At 57.8% G+C, this 16,068-nt stretch carries 11 protein-coding genes; 6 read left to right on the top strand and 5 right to left on the bottom strand.

The annotated features are described in order from the left end of the window. The first annotated feature begins 293 nt into the window (after positions 1 to 293). The 5 genes from acrD (at position 294) to VSX58_RS12115 (ending at position 8,905) form a co-directional block, all read left to right on the top strand. Positions 294 to 3,407 (top strand): multidrug efflux RND transporter permease AcrD, encoded by a 3,114-nt coding sequence (gene acrD, locus VSX58_RS12135; protein WP_327618312.1) that lies wholly within the window; start codon positions 294 to 296, stop codon positions 3,405 to 3,407. 147 nt (positions 3,408 to 3,554) lie between these two features. Then, on the top strand, positions 3,555 to 5,267 hold the full coding sequence (locus VSX58_RS12130) for an ABC transporter ATP-binding protein (protein ID WP_327614184.1): 1,713 nt from the start codon (positions 3,555 to 3,557) through the stop codon (positions 5,265 to 5,267). A 48-nt stretch (positions 5,268 to 5,315) separates the two neighbouring features. Continuing rightward, positions 5,316 to 7,004 carry an ABC transporter substrate-binding protein gene (locus tag VSX58_RS12125; RefSeq protein WP_327618311.1) on the top strand — a complete coding sequence of 563 codons (1,689 nt, stop codon included), beginning with the start codon at positions 5,316 to 5,318 and terminating at the stop codon, positions 7,002 to 7,004. Positions 7,005 to 7,021: 17 nt separating this feature from the next. Further along, the gene (locus VSX58_RS12120; protein WP_327618310.1) at positions 7,022 to 8,047 is read left to right on the top strand and encodes an ABC transporter permease; all 1,026 of its coding nucleotides are present in this window, start codon (positions 7,022 to 7,024) and stop codon (positions 8,045 to 8,047) included. 15 nt (positions 8,048 to 8,062) lie between these two features. Next, positions 8,063 to 8,905 carry an ABC transporter permease gene (locus tag VSX58_RS12115; RefSeq protein ID WP_327618309.1) on the top strand — a complete coding sequence of 281 codons (843 nt, stop codon included), beginning with the start codon at positions 8,063 to 8,065 and terminating at the stop codon, positions 8,903 to 8,905. Between the two features lie 84 nt (positions 8,906 to 8,989). Here the strand turns inward: VSX58_RS12115 and VSX58_RS12110 are convergent, their stop codons facing one another. The 5 genes from VSX58_RS12110 to bcsE form a co-directional block, all read right to left on the bottom strand. Further along, complete coding sequence (locus tag VSX58_RS12110; protein ID WP_327614180.1) at positions 8,990 to 10,294, bottom strand: dicarboxylate/amino acid:cation symporter; 1,305 nt, start codon at positions 10,292 to 10,294, stop codon at positions 8,990 to 8,992. Between the two features lie 367 nt (positions 10,295 to 10,661). Beyond that, entirely contained in the window at positions 10,662 to 11,852 is a 1,191-nt protein-coding gene (locus VSX58_RS12105; protein WP_327618308.1) for an adenylate/guanylate cyclase domain-containing protein, read from the bottom strand. Between the two features lie 421 nt (positions 11,853 to 12,273). Further along, positions 12,274 to 13,929, bottom strand: a complete 1,656-nt coding sequence (gene bcsG / locus VSX58_RS12100) for a cellulose biosynthesis protein BcsG (protein ID WP_327618307.1) — start codon at positions 13,927 to 13,929, stop codon at positions 12,274 to 12,276. Position 13,930: 1 nt separating this feature from the next. Further along, a complete protein-coding gene (bcsF, locus tag VSX58_RS12095; protein ID WP_327614177.1) occupies positions 13,931 to 14,122 on the bottom strand; it encodes a cellulose biosynthesis protein BcsF in 192 nt (63 codons plus the stop codon). 11 nt (positions 14,123 to 14,133) lie between these two features. Further along, positions 14,134 to 15,678, bottom strand: coding sequence for a cellulose biosynthesis protein BcsE (gene bcsE, locus VSX58_RS12090; protein ID WP_327618306.1), 1,545 nt, complete (start codon positions 15,676 to 15,678; stop codon positions 14,134 to 14,136). 198 nt (positions 15,679 to 15,876) lie between these two features. Here bcsE and bcsR point away from each other — a divergent pair, with 198 nt between their 5' ends. Further along, on the top strand, positions 15,877 to 16,068 hold the full coding sequence (gene bcsR, locus VSX58_RS12085) for a cellulose biosynthesis protein BcsR (protein ID WP_407654870.1): 192 nt from the start codon (positions 15,877 to 15,879) through the stop codon (positions 16,066 to 16,068).

The raw sequence follows: 16,068 nt of genomic DNA, 5'->3' as shown, positions 1-16,068 counted from the left end.
ATGCATCACGGAAAATGGAGAGGCGAAGTGTACCATCCCCTTTGACCACGCGCTTTCATCTATGTCACCTCAACAGACATAAATAATGTTCAAAATAAAGAAAAGATTGAGATTTAACCGATTAGTATGAAATTCAGATGGCGGAGACGCCGGCGGGCCAACACGGCCCGCCATGCGCCGACGATTATTTACATTTTCTCCTTAATTTTTCCACGATTCGTAAAACATTAGCGGATAAAGTAATTCTCGGTAGATATGCCGCAATAACAACGCTGCCGAGGAGCCGTATTTCAATGGCGAATTTTTTTATCGATCGCCCCATTTTTGCCTGGGTGTTGGCAATTTTACTCAGTCTGTGCGGTACGCTGGCGATCGTTTCGCTGCCCATTGAGCAATATCCCGACCTGGCGCCGCCCAGCGTGCGGATCAGCGCCAATTATCCCGGCGCGTCCGCCCAAACCATTGAAAATACCGTGACGCAGGTTATCGAGCAGAGCATGACCGGGCTGGATAATTTAATGTATATGGCGTCAAACAGCAGCAATACAGGGCAGGCAAGGATCACGCTCAGTTTTGAAGCCGGAACCAACCCGAATGAAGCCCGCCAGCAGGTGCAGAACCAGCTGCAGTCGGCATTGCGCAAACTGCCGCAGGCCGTGCAGCAGCAGGGCGTAACGGTCAGTAAAACCGGCGATACCAATATCCTGATGATCGCCTTTGTTTCTACCGATGGCAGCATGGATAAACAGGATATCGCAGACTATGTCGCCAGTAACATTCAGGAGCCGCTCAGCCGCATCAACGGCGTCGGCGAAGTGGAGGCCTACGGCTCGCAATATGCGATGCGCATCTGGCTCGACCCCTTGAAGCTGGCGAACTACGCGCTGATCACCGAGGACGTGGTGTCCGCCATCGAGTCGCAAAACAGTCAGGTTTCCGTCGGCCAGGTGGGGGGAACGCCGTCGGTGGACGACCAGTTGCTGAATGCCTCCATTAATGCCCAGTCGCTGCTGCAAACGCCGCAACAGTTCCGCGACATTACCCTGCGCGTCAATCAGGACGGTTCCGCGGTCAGGCTGGGGGATGTCGCCGAAGTCGAGCTGGGCGCGGAAAGCTATAATTATCTCAGCCGCTATAACGGCCAGGCGGCGTCGGGACTGGGGGTAACCCTGGCCTCCGGCGCCAATGAGCTGGAGACGGACAAGCTGGTGCGCGCGCGCATCGACGAGCTGTCGCACTATTTTCCCCGCGGGCTGGAAGCCAAAATCGCCTTTGAAACCGCCCCCTTCGTCAAAGCGTCGATTACCGACGTGGTGAAAACCCTGTTTGAGGCGATACTGCTGGTATTTCTGGTAATGTACCTGTTTTTACAGAATTTCCGCGCCACGCTGATCCCCACCATCGCCGTTCCGGTTGTGCTGCTGGGCACCTTCACGGTGCTTTACGTCGGCGGATTCAGCCTGAACACCCTCACCATGTCTGCGATGGTGCTGGCGATCGGCCTGCTGGTGGATGACGCCATCGTGGTGGTGGAAAACGTCGAGCGCGTCATGAGCGAAGAGGGGCTCTCTGCGCGCGAAGCGACGCGCAAATCGATGAGGCAGGTGCAGGGGGCGCTGGTGGGGATCGCGCTGGTGCTCTCGGCGGTATTTGTTCCAATGGCCTTTTTCGGCGGCACCACCGGGGCGATCTACCGCCAGTTCTCCATCACCATCGTTTCCTCCATGATTCTGTCCGTGCTGGTGGCGATGATCCTTACGCCCGCGCTGTGCGCCACCCTGCTCAAGCCGCTCGCCAAAGGCCACCATCACGGCCGCACGGGGTTCTTCGGATGGTTTAACCGCAGTTTCAACCGTAGCGCGTCGCGTTATGAACACGGCGTGGCGAAAATCCTGGTGAGAAGCGGCCGCTGGACGCTGCTCTATCTCGGCATCATCGGCATCATGGCGTTTCTGTTTATGAAACTGCCGACATCGTTCCTGCCGCAGGAAGACCGCGGCGTGTTTATGACGCAGGTACAGCTGCCGCCCGGATCGACGCAGCAGCAGACGCTAAAAGTGGTGCAAAAAGTCGAACAGTATTACCTCACCCAGGAGGCGGAAAATGTCGTATCGGTGTTCTCCGCCGTGGGTTCCGGTCCGGGCGGGAACGGACAGAACGTGGCACGCCTGTTCGTGCGCCTGAAAGAGTGGGATGAGCGCGCGGGGTCGGATAATAGCGCTTTCGCCATTATCGAGCGGGCGACCCGGGCGTTTCGCCATATCAACGAAGCGCGGGTGATTGCCAATAATCCGCCTTCCATCAGCGGCCTGGGCAATGCGGCCGGTTTTACCCTGGAATTACAGGATCACGCCGGGCTAGGCCACGATACGCTGATGAACGCGCGCGACCGGCTCTTATCGATGGCCGGCGACAGCGCGGCGCTGACCCGGGTGCGCCATAACGGCCTGGATGACAACGCGCAGCTGAGAATTGATATTGACCAACGCAAGGCGCAGGCGCTGGGCGTCGCTATCGACGACATCAACGGCGTGCTGCAAACCGGCTGGGGTTCGACCTACGTGAATGATTTCATCGATCGCGGCCGGGTGAAAAAAGTCTATGTGCAGGCGGCGGCCAAATACCGCATGCAGCCGGACGACATCGGCAAATGGTACGTGCGCAACAGCCACGGCGGGATGGTGCCCTTTACCGCCTTTGCGCAAACCTCATGGGAGAGCGGTTCGCCGCGCCTGGAGCGTTACAACGGCTACTCCTCGCTGGAGATCGTCGGGGAAGCGGCGCCCGGCGTCAGCACCGGGACGGCCATGAACATCATGGAGACGCTGGTCAAGCAATTGCCTGAAGGCATCGGTCTGGAATGGACCGGCATGTCTTATCAGGAGCGGCTGGCGGGGTCGCAAGCGCCGGCGCTGTACGCCATTTCGCTGCTGGTCGTCTTCCTGTGTCTGGCCGCTTTGTACGAAAGCTGGACCGTTCCCTTTTCCGTGATGCTGGTGGTGCCGCTCGGCGTACTGGGCGCGCTACTGGCCACCTGGGGGCGCGGTCTGGAGAACGATGTCTATTTCCAGGTGGGGCTGTTGACCGTTATCGGTCTAGCGGCGAAAAACGCCATCCTTATCGTCGAGTTCGCCAACGAGATGAACCAGCAGGGTCGGGAGCTGGTTGAGGCGACGCTGGATGCGGCGCGCCAGCGCCTGCGGCCGATTTTGATGACTTCGCTGGCGTTCATTTTCGGCGTGCTGCCGATGGCCACCAGCAACGGCGCGGGCTCCGCCAGCCAGCATGCCGTGGGGACCGGCGTCATTGGCGGAATGGCCTCCGCGACGATCCTCGCCATCTTCTTCGTGCCGCTCTTCTTTGTGGTGGTGCGCAGACGCTTTCCGCTGAAAGCGAAGGCGGAGTAACGCGGCCGACGCCCGCGCGGTTCTAGGCGGGCCGGATATATGCGTAATAGCTATAAGTAAGAAGAAACCATAATAGAAAAATAATAACCGTCGCGATTAAAGTAACCGATTACTGCCTAAAGAGATTGATTTAGGGATCGGGACGGGATGACGACATTACTGGATATACAGGGGCTAAGCGTTCACTTCCCCGGACACGTGGCGGTGGATAATCTCGACCTACGTATCGCAAAGGGAGAAATGCTGGCGTTGGTGGGCGAATCGGGCTGCGGCAAGTCCACTACCGCATTGAGCATCATGCGGCTGCTGCCGGCGCAGACAAAAATCGGCGGCGCCATCACGCTCGGCGGCAAAGACCTGCTGCGTTTGGGAGAGCGGCAGCTGGCCGATGTGCGCGGCAACGACATCTCCATGATATTTCAGGAGCCGATGACCTCGCTGAATCCGGTGATGTCCATCGGGCGTCAGGTTGAAGAAGCCCTGACCCTGCATCTAACGTTAACCCGGCGGCAGGCGCGCGCCCGCGCGATTGAACTGCTGAGGCAGGTCAAGCTGCCCGACCCTGAAAACCGCTTTGACGATTACCCCCACCACCTATCCGGCGGACAGCGCCAGCGGGTGATGATCGCCATGGCGATCGCCTGCCAGCCCGACCTGCTGATTGCCGATGAGCCGACCACCGCGCTGGATGTCACCATCCAATCGCAGATACTGGCCCTGCTCGACGAGCTGCGGCGCGAGCTGAACATGGCCGTGCTGCTCATCACCCACGATCTGGGCGTGGTCGCCCAGTGGGCCGATCGCGTGGCGGTGATGCATAACGGCCGCAAGCTGGAGGAAGGGCCGGCCGATCGGATATTACGCCATCCGCAGCATACCTATACCCAAGGCCTGCTGCACGCCTCGCTGCATCTGGAGCAGGATGCGCACTATCGCCGGTCGCGGCTGCCGGAGATTCGCTACGGCGATGAACAGGGCTTCACCCTGTTTCAGCCCTCGCCGCGCGCGGCGGAGGCGGAGATCGCCCCGGCCGCCGCCGCGTCCCGGCCGCTGCTGGCGATCGACGGCCTGACGGTGACCTATGAATCCGCCCAGGGCGATATTGCGGCGGTAAACGATCTCTCCCTGCGGCTGCATGCCGGAGAAACGCTCGGCCTGGTCGGCGAGTCGGGCTGCGGCAAATCCACCCTGTCACGCGCCATCATGAGGCTGGAGCAGGCGCAGAGCGGCCGGATCGTTTTTGACGGACAGGATCTGCTGACGCTGTCGCGCCGACGTCTGCTGCCTTGGCGCAAGCGTATCCAGATGGTGTTTCAAGACCCCTACGGGTCGCTCAATCCGCGCCAGAGCATCGACGAGATCTTAGGCTATGCGCTGGCGATCCACGGGATCAAAGAGCGGCGCGAACGTGAGCGGCGCATCGTACGCATTCTTGACGACGTCGGCCTGCCTCAGTCGGCCCGCCAGCGCTACCCGCACGAATTCTCCGGCGGCCAGCGTCAGCGCATCGGCATCGCCCGGGCGCTGGTTCTACGCCCGCAGCTGCTTATCTGCGACGAACCCGTTTCCGCTCTCGACGTTTCCGTACAGGCGCAAATCATCAATCTGCTGGTGGACTTAAAAGCGGAGCTGGGGCTGACCTATCTGTTTATTTCCCACGACCTGGCGGTCGTGCGCTACATCGCCGACCGCGTTCTGGTGATGAACGGCGGGCGTATTGTGGAAGAAGGCGATAGCGAACATATCTGGCATCACCCCCGGCATCCCTATACCCGGACGCTGTTGGACGCCGTGCCGGGAAGAAAAGACCGCGGGCGGCGGCCATCCGACGCCCCGTTATTCGCCGCCGCGCGAAGTTGAGCGCTCGGCTTACTTTGATTTTATTGACAGGCACAGGGGAAACACATAATGAACAAGCGTCCATCAGAGGGCAATATCGACGCGCTGGTCGAGTACGAACTTAACCGCCGCAAATTTCTGGGCATCTCCGGCGCTATTCTGGCTTCGGGGGTATTTGGCGGTATCTGGCCGAGCGAGAGCGCGGCGGAAGTAGGCAGCCTGCCGAATACCGTGGCGGGCGCGGTGCGCGGCGGCACGCTGGAAGCGGTGGTGCATCCCGAACCGCCGACGCTGGCGTTCTTTATCAATACCTCGACGCCCGGACGTACCGTCGTCAGCAAGATCTTCGACGGACTGTTTGACTACGCGCCGGACCTGACGCCGCGTCCCCAACTGGCAGAAAAAGTGGCGGTATCGGATGACGGCCTGACCGTCACGCTCTCCCTGCGCCGCAATGTGCTGTGGCATGACGGCCAGCCATTCGGCGCCGCCGACGTGAAATTCTCGGCGGAAAACGTCTGGAGACAGTATTCGCCGTTCGCCCGCAGGGTGTTCCAGTACCTGTCCGGGGTGGAAACGCCTGATGAACACACCGTGGTCCTGACGCTTTCCAAACCCACGCCGGTGGTGCTCAACGCGCTGGACGTGGTGGCGACCCCGATCCTGCCGCGTCATCTGTACGAAGGCACGGATATTCCCAACAATCCTTACAACAATAAGCCCGTCGGCACCGGGCCGTTCGTGTTCCGCGAATGGCAGCGCGGCAGCCACATCGCGCTGGAGAGATTCGATAAATACTGGCAGCCCGAGCGTCCGTTCCTGGATAAACTGCTGTTCAAAATCATCCCCGACGTTTCCGGGCGCGCCACCGCCTTTGAAACCGGCGCAATCCAGTACGGCGAACGCAATCCCGTCACCTTCGCCGACGCCGCCCGTCTGGCGAAGCTCCCTACCCTGACGCTGGATACCGATGGCTATAACGGCTTCGCCACCTCATTCTGGCTGCTGCCCAATCTGCGCGATCCCATTCTCAGCAATCTGAAGGTGCGCCAGGCCATCGCCCACGCCGTCAATAAGGATCTGCTGGTCAGAACCGTGTGGGGAGGCTACGCCAAACCGGCGACCGGGCCGGTATCTTCGCAGCTCAGCACCTTCTATACCGCCGACACCCAGCAGTATCCGTTCGATATTAAAAAGGCCCAGGCGCTGCTGGACGAAGCGGGGTATCCGAAAAAGGCGGACGGCTGGCGCTTTAAGCTGAACCACGACTTCATCCCGTTCGGCGACGACTACCGCCGCACCGGCGAGTTCGTCCGCCAGGCGCTGCGCGCCATCGGCATCGACGTCACGCTGCGCGCGCTGGATCTGGCCACCTGGACCACCAACGTCTTCAAAAACTATGACTACCAACTCGCCAGCTCCTGGGGAGTGAACTGGACCGATCCGCAGCTGGGCGTGGAACAGCTCTACTGGTCGAAGGCGGAAAGCAAGGGAACGCCCTGGACCAACGCCTCAGGCTACGCCAGCCCGGAGGCCGATAGGATTATCGAGGCGGCGCAGGTCGAGGTCGATGCGCAAAAACGGCTGGCGCTCTATCACGACCTGCAGCGCATCGTGCAGCGCGACCTGCCCCAGATCAACCTATTTGAATTCAAATGGTTCGGCATCTGGGCCCGCAATCTGCGCAACGTGACGGACACATTCAACCACAGCCAAAATAATTTCGCCCACGTATGGCTGGATAAAAAAGGCGTCTGAGCGAGGGACGTAATCTCATGACGGCACGTATTTTCTTCCGGCTGCTGCAACTGGCCGGGGTGATTATCGGCATCGCCACCCTGAACTTTTTTCTGCTGAAGTCGCTGCCCGGCGACCTGGTGGACGTTATCGCCAGCGAAAGCGGCAGCGCGACGCCGGAATATATCCAGCAGCTGCGCGAACTTTACGGTCTTGACCGGCATCTCGCGGCGCAGTGGGGATCCTATCTGCTGCAACTGGCGCAGGGCGATCTGGGCTTTTCATTTCGTTTTGGCGAGCCGGTCCTGGATCTGATCGTCGATCGGCTGCCGGCGACCGTACTGCTGGTGGGCGGCGCTCTGCTGCTGTCGGTGGCGGGCGGCGTACTGCTCGGCGTCGCGTCGGCGCGCCGTCCCCACGGCGTGACGGATTCGCTCATCTCCATGCTCTCCACCATCGGCTACTCCGCGCCGATGTTCTGGGTGGCGCTGATGCTGATTGTGCTGTTCGCCGTCAAGCTGGAGTGGCTGCCCGCCGGCGGTTGGCAGGATATCAACGCGGGCTATGCCGGCGGTTGGCAGGATATCAACGCGGGCTATGCCGGCGTTGATAAACTGCGGGATATCGCGGCGCACCTGGCGCTGCCGGTGCTGACGCTGACCATTTACTACATGGCGGTTTACGCCCGGTTGGCGCGCGCCTCGATGATTGAAACGCTCTCCGAGGATTTTATCCGTACGGCGCGGGCCAAGGGCGCGCGCGAAGGGCGGGTGATTTTTACCCATGCGCTGCATAACGCCATCATCCCGGTCATCACCATGCTGGGGCTGCAAAGCAGCGCCCTGCTGGGCGGCTCCATCGTCGTCGAAACCGTTTTCGCCTGGCCGGGGCTGGGACAGCTGTCGTTCGAGGCCATCAGGAATCGAGACATCCCCATCCTGCTCGGCGTGCTGTTGTTCAGCAGCGTGCTGGTGGTGGCGTCGAACCTGCTGGTGGATATGGCGCACGCCTGGTTTGACCCGCGGGTGCGCGTCGCCGGCGGCGGACGAAAAAAACGGCAATAGGAAAAGAGAGGTAATATGCGTCGCTGGTTATTACAGCCGTCTGCGCTGATTGGTCTGGCCGTACTGGCGCTGGTTGTCGTCGCGGCCGGTCTGGCGCCGTGGTTTTTCCCCGACGACCCGATGAACATGGTGGCGGAGCCTTATCTCTGGCCGGGACAAGACGCCCAGTTCCCGCTGGGCACAGACCTGATGGGACGCGATCTGCTGGCGGGCCTACTGCACGGCGCGCGCGTGTCGCTGCTGGTGGGGGTGGCGTCGACCCTGATCGCGCTGTCTATCGGCATTGCCGTCGGCGTGGCCTGCGGATTTTATCGCGGCCCGGTGGATCGGGTGCTGACGGGCATTACCACGCTGTTTCAAACTATCCCGGCTTTTTTGCTGGCGATTATTCTGGTGGCCGTGCTCCAGCCCTCCATCGGCACCATCACCTTTGCGCTCGGCATTACCTCATGGACCAGTATCGCCCGCCTGGTGCGCACGGAGTTCCTCTCCCTGCGCCAGCGGGAATTCGTGCGCGCCAGCATCTCTCTGGGCGCCGGCGATATGCACCTTATTTTCCGTGAAATCCTGCCCAATGCCTGGACGCCGGTGGTGGTTTCCACCGCTTTGCTGATCGCCAACGCGATTCTTTCCGAAGCCGGATTGTCTTTCCTTGGTCTCGGCGATCCGAATGTCGTGAGCTGGGGGTCGATGATTGGCACCGGGCGGGATGCGCTGAGAACCGGCTGGTACATGACGGCCATTCCGGGCGTCGCCATCATGCTGGCGGTAATGGCGCTGAATCTGTTGAGCGATGCGCTGCACACCGCGCTGAATCCGCGCCTGCGCCGCCGGCGCTCGGCGTTCTCCATACTGTGAATCCGGCGCGTCCCGCGCTGAAAACAAACTTCCCCACCGCACGTCCGTACGGTGGGGAAGAGTAAAGCGGGCGGGAAAGGCGAATTATGACAGCGTCGTCGATTCCGCCGCTTTGCCGTTCTTGCCGGCGTCGCCCTTATCGCCGGAAAGCACCGCGTTCATCTGCTTGGCGTCCAGTTCATGGCAATACTTGGCGACGACGATCGTCGCTACGCCGTTGCCAATCAGGTTGGTCAGCGCGCGGGCTTCCGACATAAAGCGGTCAATGCCCAGAATTAACGCCAGGCCCGCCACCGGCAGATGCCCCACCGCGGAGAGGGTGGCCGCCAGTACGATAAACCCGCTGCCCGTCACGCCCGCCGCGCCCTTGGAGGAAAGCAGCAGCACCACCAGCAGCGTAATCTGATGCCAGATATCCATATGGCTGTTGGTGGCCTGAGCAATAAACACCGCGGCCATCGTCAGGTAGATCGAGGTGCCGTCCAGATTGAACGAATAACCGGTGGGGATAACCAGACCGACCACCGACTTCTTACACCCGACTTTCTCCATCTTTTCCAGCATCCGCGGCAACACGGATTCGGAAGAGGAGGTGCCCAGCACAATCAGCAGCTCTTCTTTGATATAGCGGATAAATTTGAAAATGCTGAACCCCGTCGCCCTGGCGATACTGCCCAGCACCAGGAAAACAAACAGCAGACAGGTGACGTAGAAGCAGACAATCAGCTGGCCCAACTGCACCAGCGAGCCGACCCCGTATTTACCGATGGTAAACGCCATGGCGCCGAAGGCTCCCAAAGGCGCCAGACGCATGATCATGTTGATGATGCCGAAAATGACTTTGGAGAAACTTTCGATCACATCGAATATCATCTTGCCTTTGGCGCCCAGCCGGTGCAGCGCAAAGCCGAACATGACCGCAAAGAGCAGCACCTGCAAAATATTCCCGCTGGCGAACGCCCCGACCGCGCTGGCGGGAATGACGTCCATCAGAAACGGAATCAGCCCCTGCTGCGCCGCCTGCTGGGTATAAACCGCCACCGCGGAGGCGTCCAGCGCCGCGGGGTCGACATTCATGCCCGCGCCGGGTTTCACCAGGTTTACCACCACCAGACCGATGATCAGGGCGATGGTGCTGACGATTTCGAAATACAGCAGGGCGGCCGCGCCGGTTTTACCCACTGACTTCATGCTTTCCATGCCTGCAATACCGGTCACCACGGTACAAAAGATAACCGGCGCGATAATCATTTTAATTAATTTAACGAAGCCATCGCCCAAAGGTTTCATCTGCTCACCGATTTCCGGATAGAAATGGCCCAGCAGAACCCCTATCGTAATAGCAACAAGCACCTGAAAATAAAGACTTTTAAAAATAGATGTTTTCATACTTATATCCTATGGTGAGGAGACACAGGCGGACGGTGGAGTCGGTGTAGGGAATACCACCTGTGATTGCGCCGGAAAGTAACACCGCAATAACAGTCTGGAAATGTTTTATAACTTTAGTTTGTGAACAAACGGTTAAAAATAAGAGGGGAATCGCTTCAGCAGATATGAATATTAAACATCAGTGAAATTTATTTGCAACAAACAACCATTCAATGCAACATTCGGCGCATCAAAACGCCGCGGGGAGCGGGCGCACCTCATCCCGAGAGGGCAAGCCTCAAGACGCGGGAGCGCGGTGCAAAACGATAATTTTTTATCCTGCGGCGCGGGTTATGCGGCGCGGAGACGGGGAGCGATCCGGCGGTTAATCCATCAGCACGCGAACGCCGTTTTTCCGCTCATGGCGGGCCAGCTGCATGGCGAAGCGCGCCTGTGAAAGGAGAAGGACCGCGCTCTTGGTTTCTCTTAAGCCGGCGGCGTCAATGTTGACGATACCGGCGCTGGCGGCCGGCGCCGCGGGTCGGCCGTCGGCCTCCATCGGCGACGTATTTATTTGCGCGATCAGCGCCTGCGCCCAGATCCGCGCCGCTTCGCCGCACACCTGAGGACCGCCCAATAGCGCGAACTCGTCGTTGTTCAGACAGGCCAGCGGCATGCGATCCTCTCCTTCCCGTTCGCCCGCCGCCGCCTTCAGCCGATTCACCGCGCTAAGCGCCGCGTCGCCGCCCGCGGACGGCGGATCAAGCCCTATCACCATCAGGCTCAGCGGCGCGTTCTCCGCCAACCGCCGTTCCAGACATTGAATAAAATCGGCCTCATCCGGCAGCTCATAGCGCGCGGCGGCCGGCGCCAGAGATTGCGCCAGCAGCTGCTGATTACGATTATAGCTGCGCACCAGCATGCCGAGCTCATCATCCTTATGCCATTCCGACTGCGTCAGCCGGTGGTGAGGAATGGTCTCCGCCGACAGGCTCTGCAGCTCGGCGATCATCGCCCGCAGCGGATGCACCATCAGCCGGTTTATGCACCAGGTGATGGAGATGGACAAAATAAGCGCCAGCAGCAGATAAGTCGCCAGCATGGTCGAGAATGTGCTGACGATGAACTGAAACATGCGGTACGAGTCGGTCTGCAAGACCAGATAGGCCAATGGCGTCGAATGCTGCGTCTGCGGCGGAGAATAGAGAGGCACCGAGATGCGTATCGGCAGCTCAAAGACGCGGGCTATCCAATGCGGCACCGCGCGTTCCGTCGGGAAATTGGCGTGCAGCGTCTGAAATTTGTCAGGCAGCATCACTTCGGCGCGGCTTAGAAAGCCGACCGGCAGCAAATTGTTCAGAATATCTTCGGCTCGTTGCACCTCGCCTTGCAGTACGGCCTCCGTCAGCGGCTGGCGCACGGAGTAAGCGACCACCTCCAGTTGCCTGGCGTAATCGTCACGACGTTGATTCACGAAGTGAAAAAGCTGTATCACTATAAAAAGACTGATGGTCACCAGCGCCACGGCGGACACGGCGGTCATCTGTTTAATAGTTAACGAACGTCTAAGCCGCAAGCGTTTTCTCCGTTAATTCCGTATTGCTGCCGCATTTACCAATATCTACCGCGAATATACCCGCTATGGGATTGAAATGCTTAAAATTTCGTCTTTTATGTCCGACGCCTGATAAATCCGGCTAGTATACTTTGCCCCAATGCTGTTTTCTTATTCTATCTTCAGGATTTCATCTTAATCCTAAGCCGCCGACAATACCGCATTCCCGGCGCGGGATCGCGGGATGCGACGCTAGCAAAAAGTACTCAAGCCGGATGAAAGATTGATGAATGCATAGGGAGCGGCAAGCGAAGCGATCCGCCGGAGGAACGGGAGAGGGAAGAAAAAGGCGTTTACTGACGGAGTGCCTCGAGCGGCGCTAAGAGATGATAGGCGGCGGCCCAAAGGCGGAGGAACGCCTCCTCCGCCCGTAGCGCATTAATTACTGCGGATAAGGCACCCATTCCCCGCCGTTAAGGCGAATATAGGGTTTATCCCGATACGGCATAACAATGGCGCTTTCATTTTCCGAAATCGCTTCCGTTTGCGGTAAGTCCCTGGTCAGCGCCTGCCAGTCGATCGCCGGCGCGGAAAAGAGTTTTCCGTCCGCCATGCGCGACACCAGTTCCGAAATGGCCAGGTAGCTGCTCTTCGCTTTCACCTCCAGCGGGCCGCTTTGCGCCGGCGCCTGAATGCCGAACAGCTTCACGCCGACGGGAATGTGCGTGATGCTGGGGCTGGGGATATCGCGCAGCCCCGACATCTGCATTTTATCGCCCGCCAACGCCGCGCCATGTTCGGGCACCACCACCACCACCACTTTGCGCCCGGACTTTTGCAGCGCGTCAAAGAAGGTATCCAACTGATCGAACATGATTTTCGCCCGGGGCTTAAAGTCAGCCGATTTGTTGGTGCCCACGAAACGGTTGCCGTCGTGCAGCGAAATCAGGTTAAAGAAGGTTGCGCTGCGCGAGGCCCCCGCCGTATTGCGATTATCTAACCAGCGGTTAAGCAACTCCAGATCGTTATAAATCGGTTCGCCTTCGAATGACGTCAGCTGGTGACTGATGCCGGCCTGCGACATCATCGGCGATTGCAGATTACCCTCGTCATGTATTCCTTTCAGGTAGTTGCCCGATAGGGCGGATACCCCGGAGTGATCGAGCATCAGCAGTTTTTCAAAGCCCAGTTGGGCCAGGTTATCAAACAGATAGCACTGCCGATTGGCGGGCTGATATAAATCGTGGTGCGACTCCTGGCCGCAGCTTGCCCGCAGTAAACGAATCGCCGCCGGGCCGCTGTAGGCCGTCGCCGAGTTGAAATTGCTGAACAGAATGTCGAATTTGCTCCACAGCGGATGATTCATCAAACCGCTCGCCTCCATATCCGACCATGCCAGCGAGCAGATATTAACAATCAATAAATCAAAAGGCTGCGAATCCGCCGGCAGCGAAGTCGGAAACACGGTCGCGCGCGCTTTTTCCCGCGCATAGAACTGATTCAGGTACGCGGTCAAATTCTCATTGGTCGGCGGAAGGTCGGCCGCGGGCGACGCCGAGGGCGTATCGCCGGCCGAGCCAGACGGCGTGTCGGCCGCCACCGCCGCCACACTCGGCACGAAAGAGACCATCGGGCCGGTGAGATGAACCACGTTGAGCCACCCCAGGATGGCGACGGTAAACACCGTAATACGAATCCACTGGGAGAAAAACTGATAGGCCACCACCAGCACCAGCGCGGCGCCGACCATCTGCCAGTTAATGAATCGGTTGACCAGTTCCAGCAGATACAGCGCATCGAAGTCCATCAGGCTGCCGCCCTGATTGAGGATAGTGCTGACGCCGGGCAGCCAGGTGTCGTGATAGAACAAACCTATCCCGATGGGAATAGCGACGATATGCCGCCAGCGGTGCAGCCACAGGGGCGGAAGCGGGACCAGCAAAAACGCCAGAAACACCAGGTTGAGCAAGGGGTGAAAATTGAGATAACCAAACCACAGCAGGGCGAATTTAAGCAGGAAATAGAGGTTCCAGCCGTGAAGCCCGCGCCAGTGGCGCCACGCGTTTTGATTTTGTTGCGTACGTATTTTCTTGTTCATTTTATTTCTTAATCTTCGATGGAGAACCGTCGCGCATCCACATGCCTGCGGATTTCAGATAGCTCGGTGATAACAAACGATTTTTCCAATATTGTAACCACCGGTGAATATAACCATGGGCAACATAACCAAGCGTAAAAAATATTATTGCGCTCAATAATAGCAATTGAACTATATCGCTCAGATTTAGCATGCGTTCTCTCTTTAGTCGCCAGTAAATAAAGTAATAGCGGTAGGCTGACGCCGTACCGCCGCATCCCGCCGTTCAGGTTGATTCTTATTGTCATGAACATAATGATTAACCAGGGGGACTATTTCATCTTTCCGGTTTTCCGATAATATCTTAATCTCGGAAAAAATTTGCACATCCTGCGACCATACCGCCCGACGGCTAAATATTTCATTTACCGGTAAGGGGAAAATCGATTTCAGTGCCGTATCCAATTCATTTATACGGCAGGTGGAAAGAAACAGAAACAGGCGGCCTTGCGATAGGGTCGCGACGTCGCCGAAACGTCTTAAATGGCAAATGGTTAACGCCTGTTCAGCCAGCAGGCCGACAACCGGATGCAGCGACACCAACAGGCCTTTGCTTCCTTCCGGGATCAGCGTATTGCTCATAAGATGCTTGACGGACTGAACAAACCGCTCCGGCGGCAGGTAGCCTTTAACCCGTAAAGGCCGCATCATAACCAGCATCTCCTCGATATCCGTGGGAACATGTTTGGTGAAGTGCTGCCCCTGCACGCTTTCAAGACGGGAGAGAAAGCGGGAAAGCGGTTCGGAATGGGTCACGATGATATTGGCGCCGCACGCCAGCAGCAGGCGTTCATCGCTGGATCGCAGGGAGGCGCTCATCTCGCGCACCACGATTTTCATCGCCTTGCCGCGCTGACTGCGCAAACGATGAATCTGTCTGGCCAAATCGTCCACCTCACCGATTTTATTCAGCGCAAAAATCAGGGTCGCGGCATGGAACGACATACCGCGCGCCGCCAGAGCGCCGTTGTCGGCAAAAAGCCGCCAGTTGCCCGATAACGCCGGCGCGCCTTCCAGGACGCTTTTTTCCGCCAGATAGAGTTGCTCGTCATTCAGCAAAAGGGGCGGCGCCGACTCCTGGCTCTCCATCACCCGCCATCCCTCCGGTTCGGGCTGCAGCCCCCGCACCTGATTGGCCGTCATGCCATTTTCCGTACTCCACCAGGAGACCAAATATTGCGCATGATCCTGCTGCCAATTCAGGCTGGCTAAACCATATAACGCGCGATGCTGGGAAATAAGAATATTCTTAAGCTTATCGCCGCCGCCGCTATGGCTGAGAATAATTAAGGTGCATTCCCGCCGTTGCAGCCATTCTCCGGTTTCCGTTATCCAACGCGCCATGCTTTCCTGAGAAATATCCCCCCAAAGGCTGGCCGGCGCATAAAGGATTAATAATCGCTTCTTCGGTTTTAATGCGCGCATCAGATCGTCAGTAAGGCTAAATAGCGCCGCTTTCTTTTCCGGCAAAACATAGTAAGGGAATTGTTCTAATTTGGTTAAATATAATGAATTAAACAGTGTTTCGTCGCTTTCGCCACTGCATATTAACGCTACACGAGCATCGGCATCCTGGGAATTGATTATTTGTTGGAAAAATAAGGACGCATCCGATTGACGTGCAATATTAACCCAATAGAACCCCGGCAATTGCAGTAATGAGAGATCATGCCAAAGCTTTCGAATACCTAATGAAAATGACTGCGCCATATGATAATTTTCTTTTCCAAGAATGATGTTATGGTTTATCATTGAATAATGATAGGGCTTAAGACTCTAGCACTAATCCTAGAGATCTCAACCTCTCAATTACAAATAAAGATGTTCTTTATTATCCCATGTAATTGTTATTTCCCGCTATCATTACTATGTTTCCATCAATTAAGCCTGTTCTCTCAGAGATCTGGAATGAATGATAAAATTGCGCCCTCAAAAACTGTCGTCTATGCGGAGATGCACGATGATTTTCGTGTATTGAGCCAGGCTTTTTCATTGCCCGAAATAAATTATATCGACATCTCCCGTCAAACCCGTTTGGCCCAGATGATGGAACGCTGGCCTCTGCTGGCGGAACTAAAAGAATCGACGGGGAGCCGCTGA

Source organism: Brenneria populi, from assembly GCF_036016195.1.
GTDB classification, from domain to species: Bacteria; Pseudomonadota; Gammaproteobacteria; order Enterobacterales; family Enterobacteriaceae; genus Brenneria; species Brenneria populi.
The sequence above is the reverse complement of the archived record's forward strand: the minus strand, read 5'-3'. Positions and strand labels throughout refer to the sequence as shown.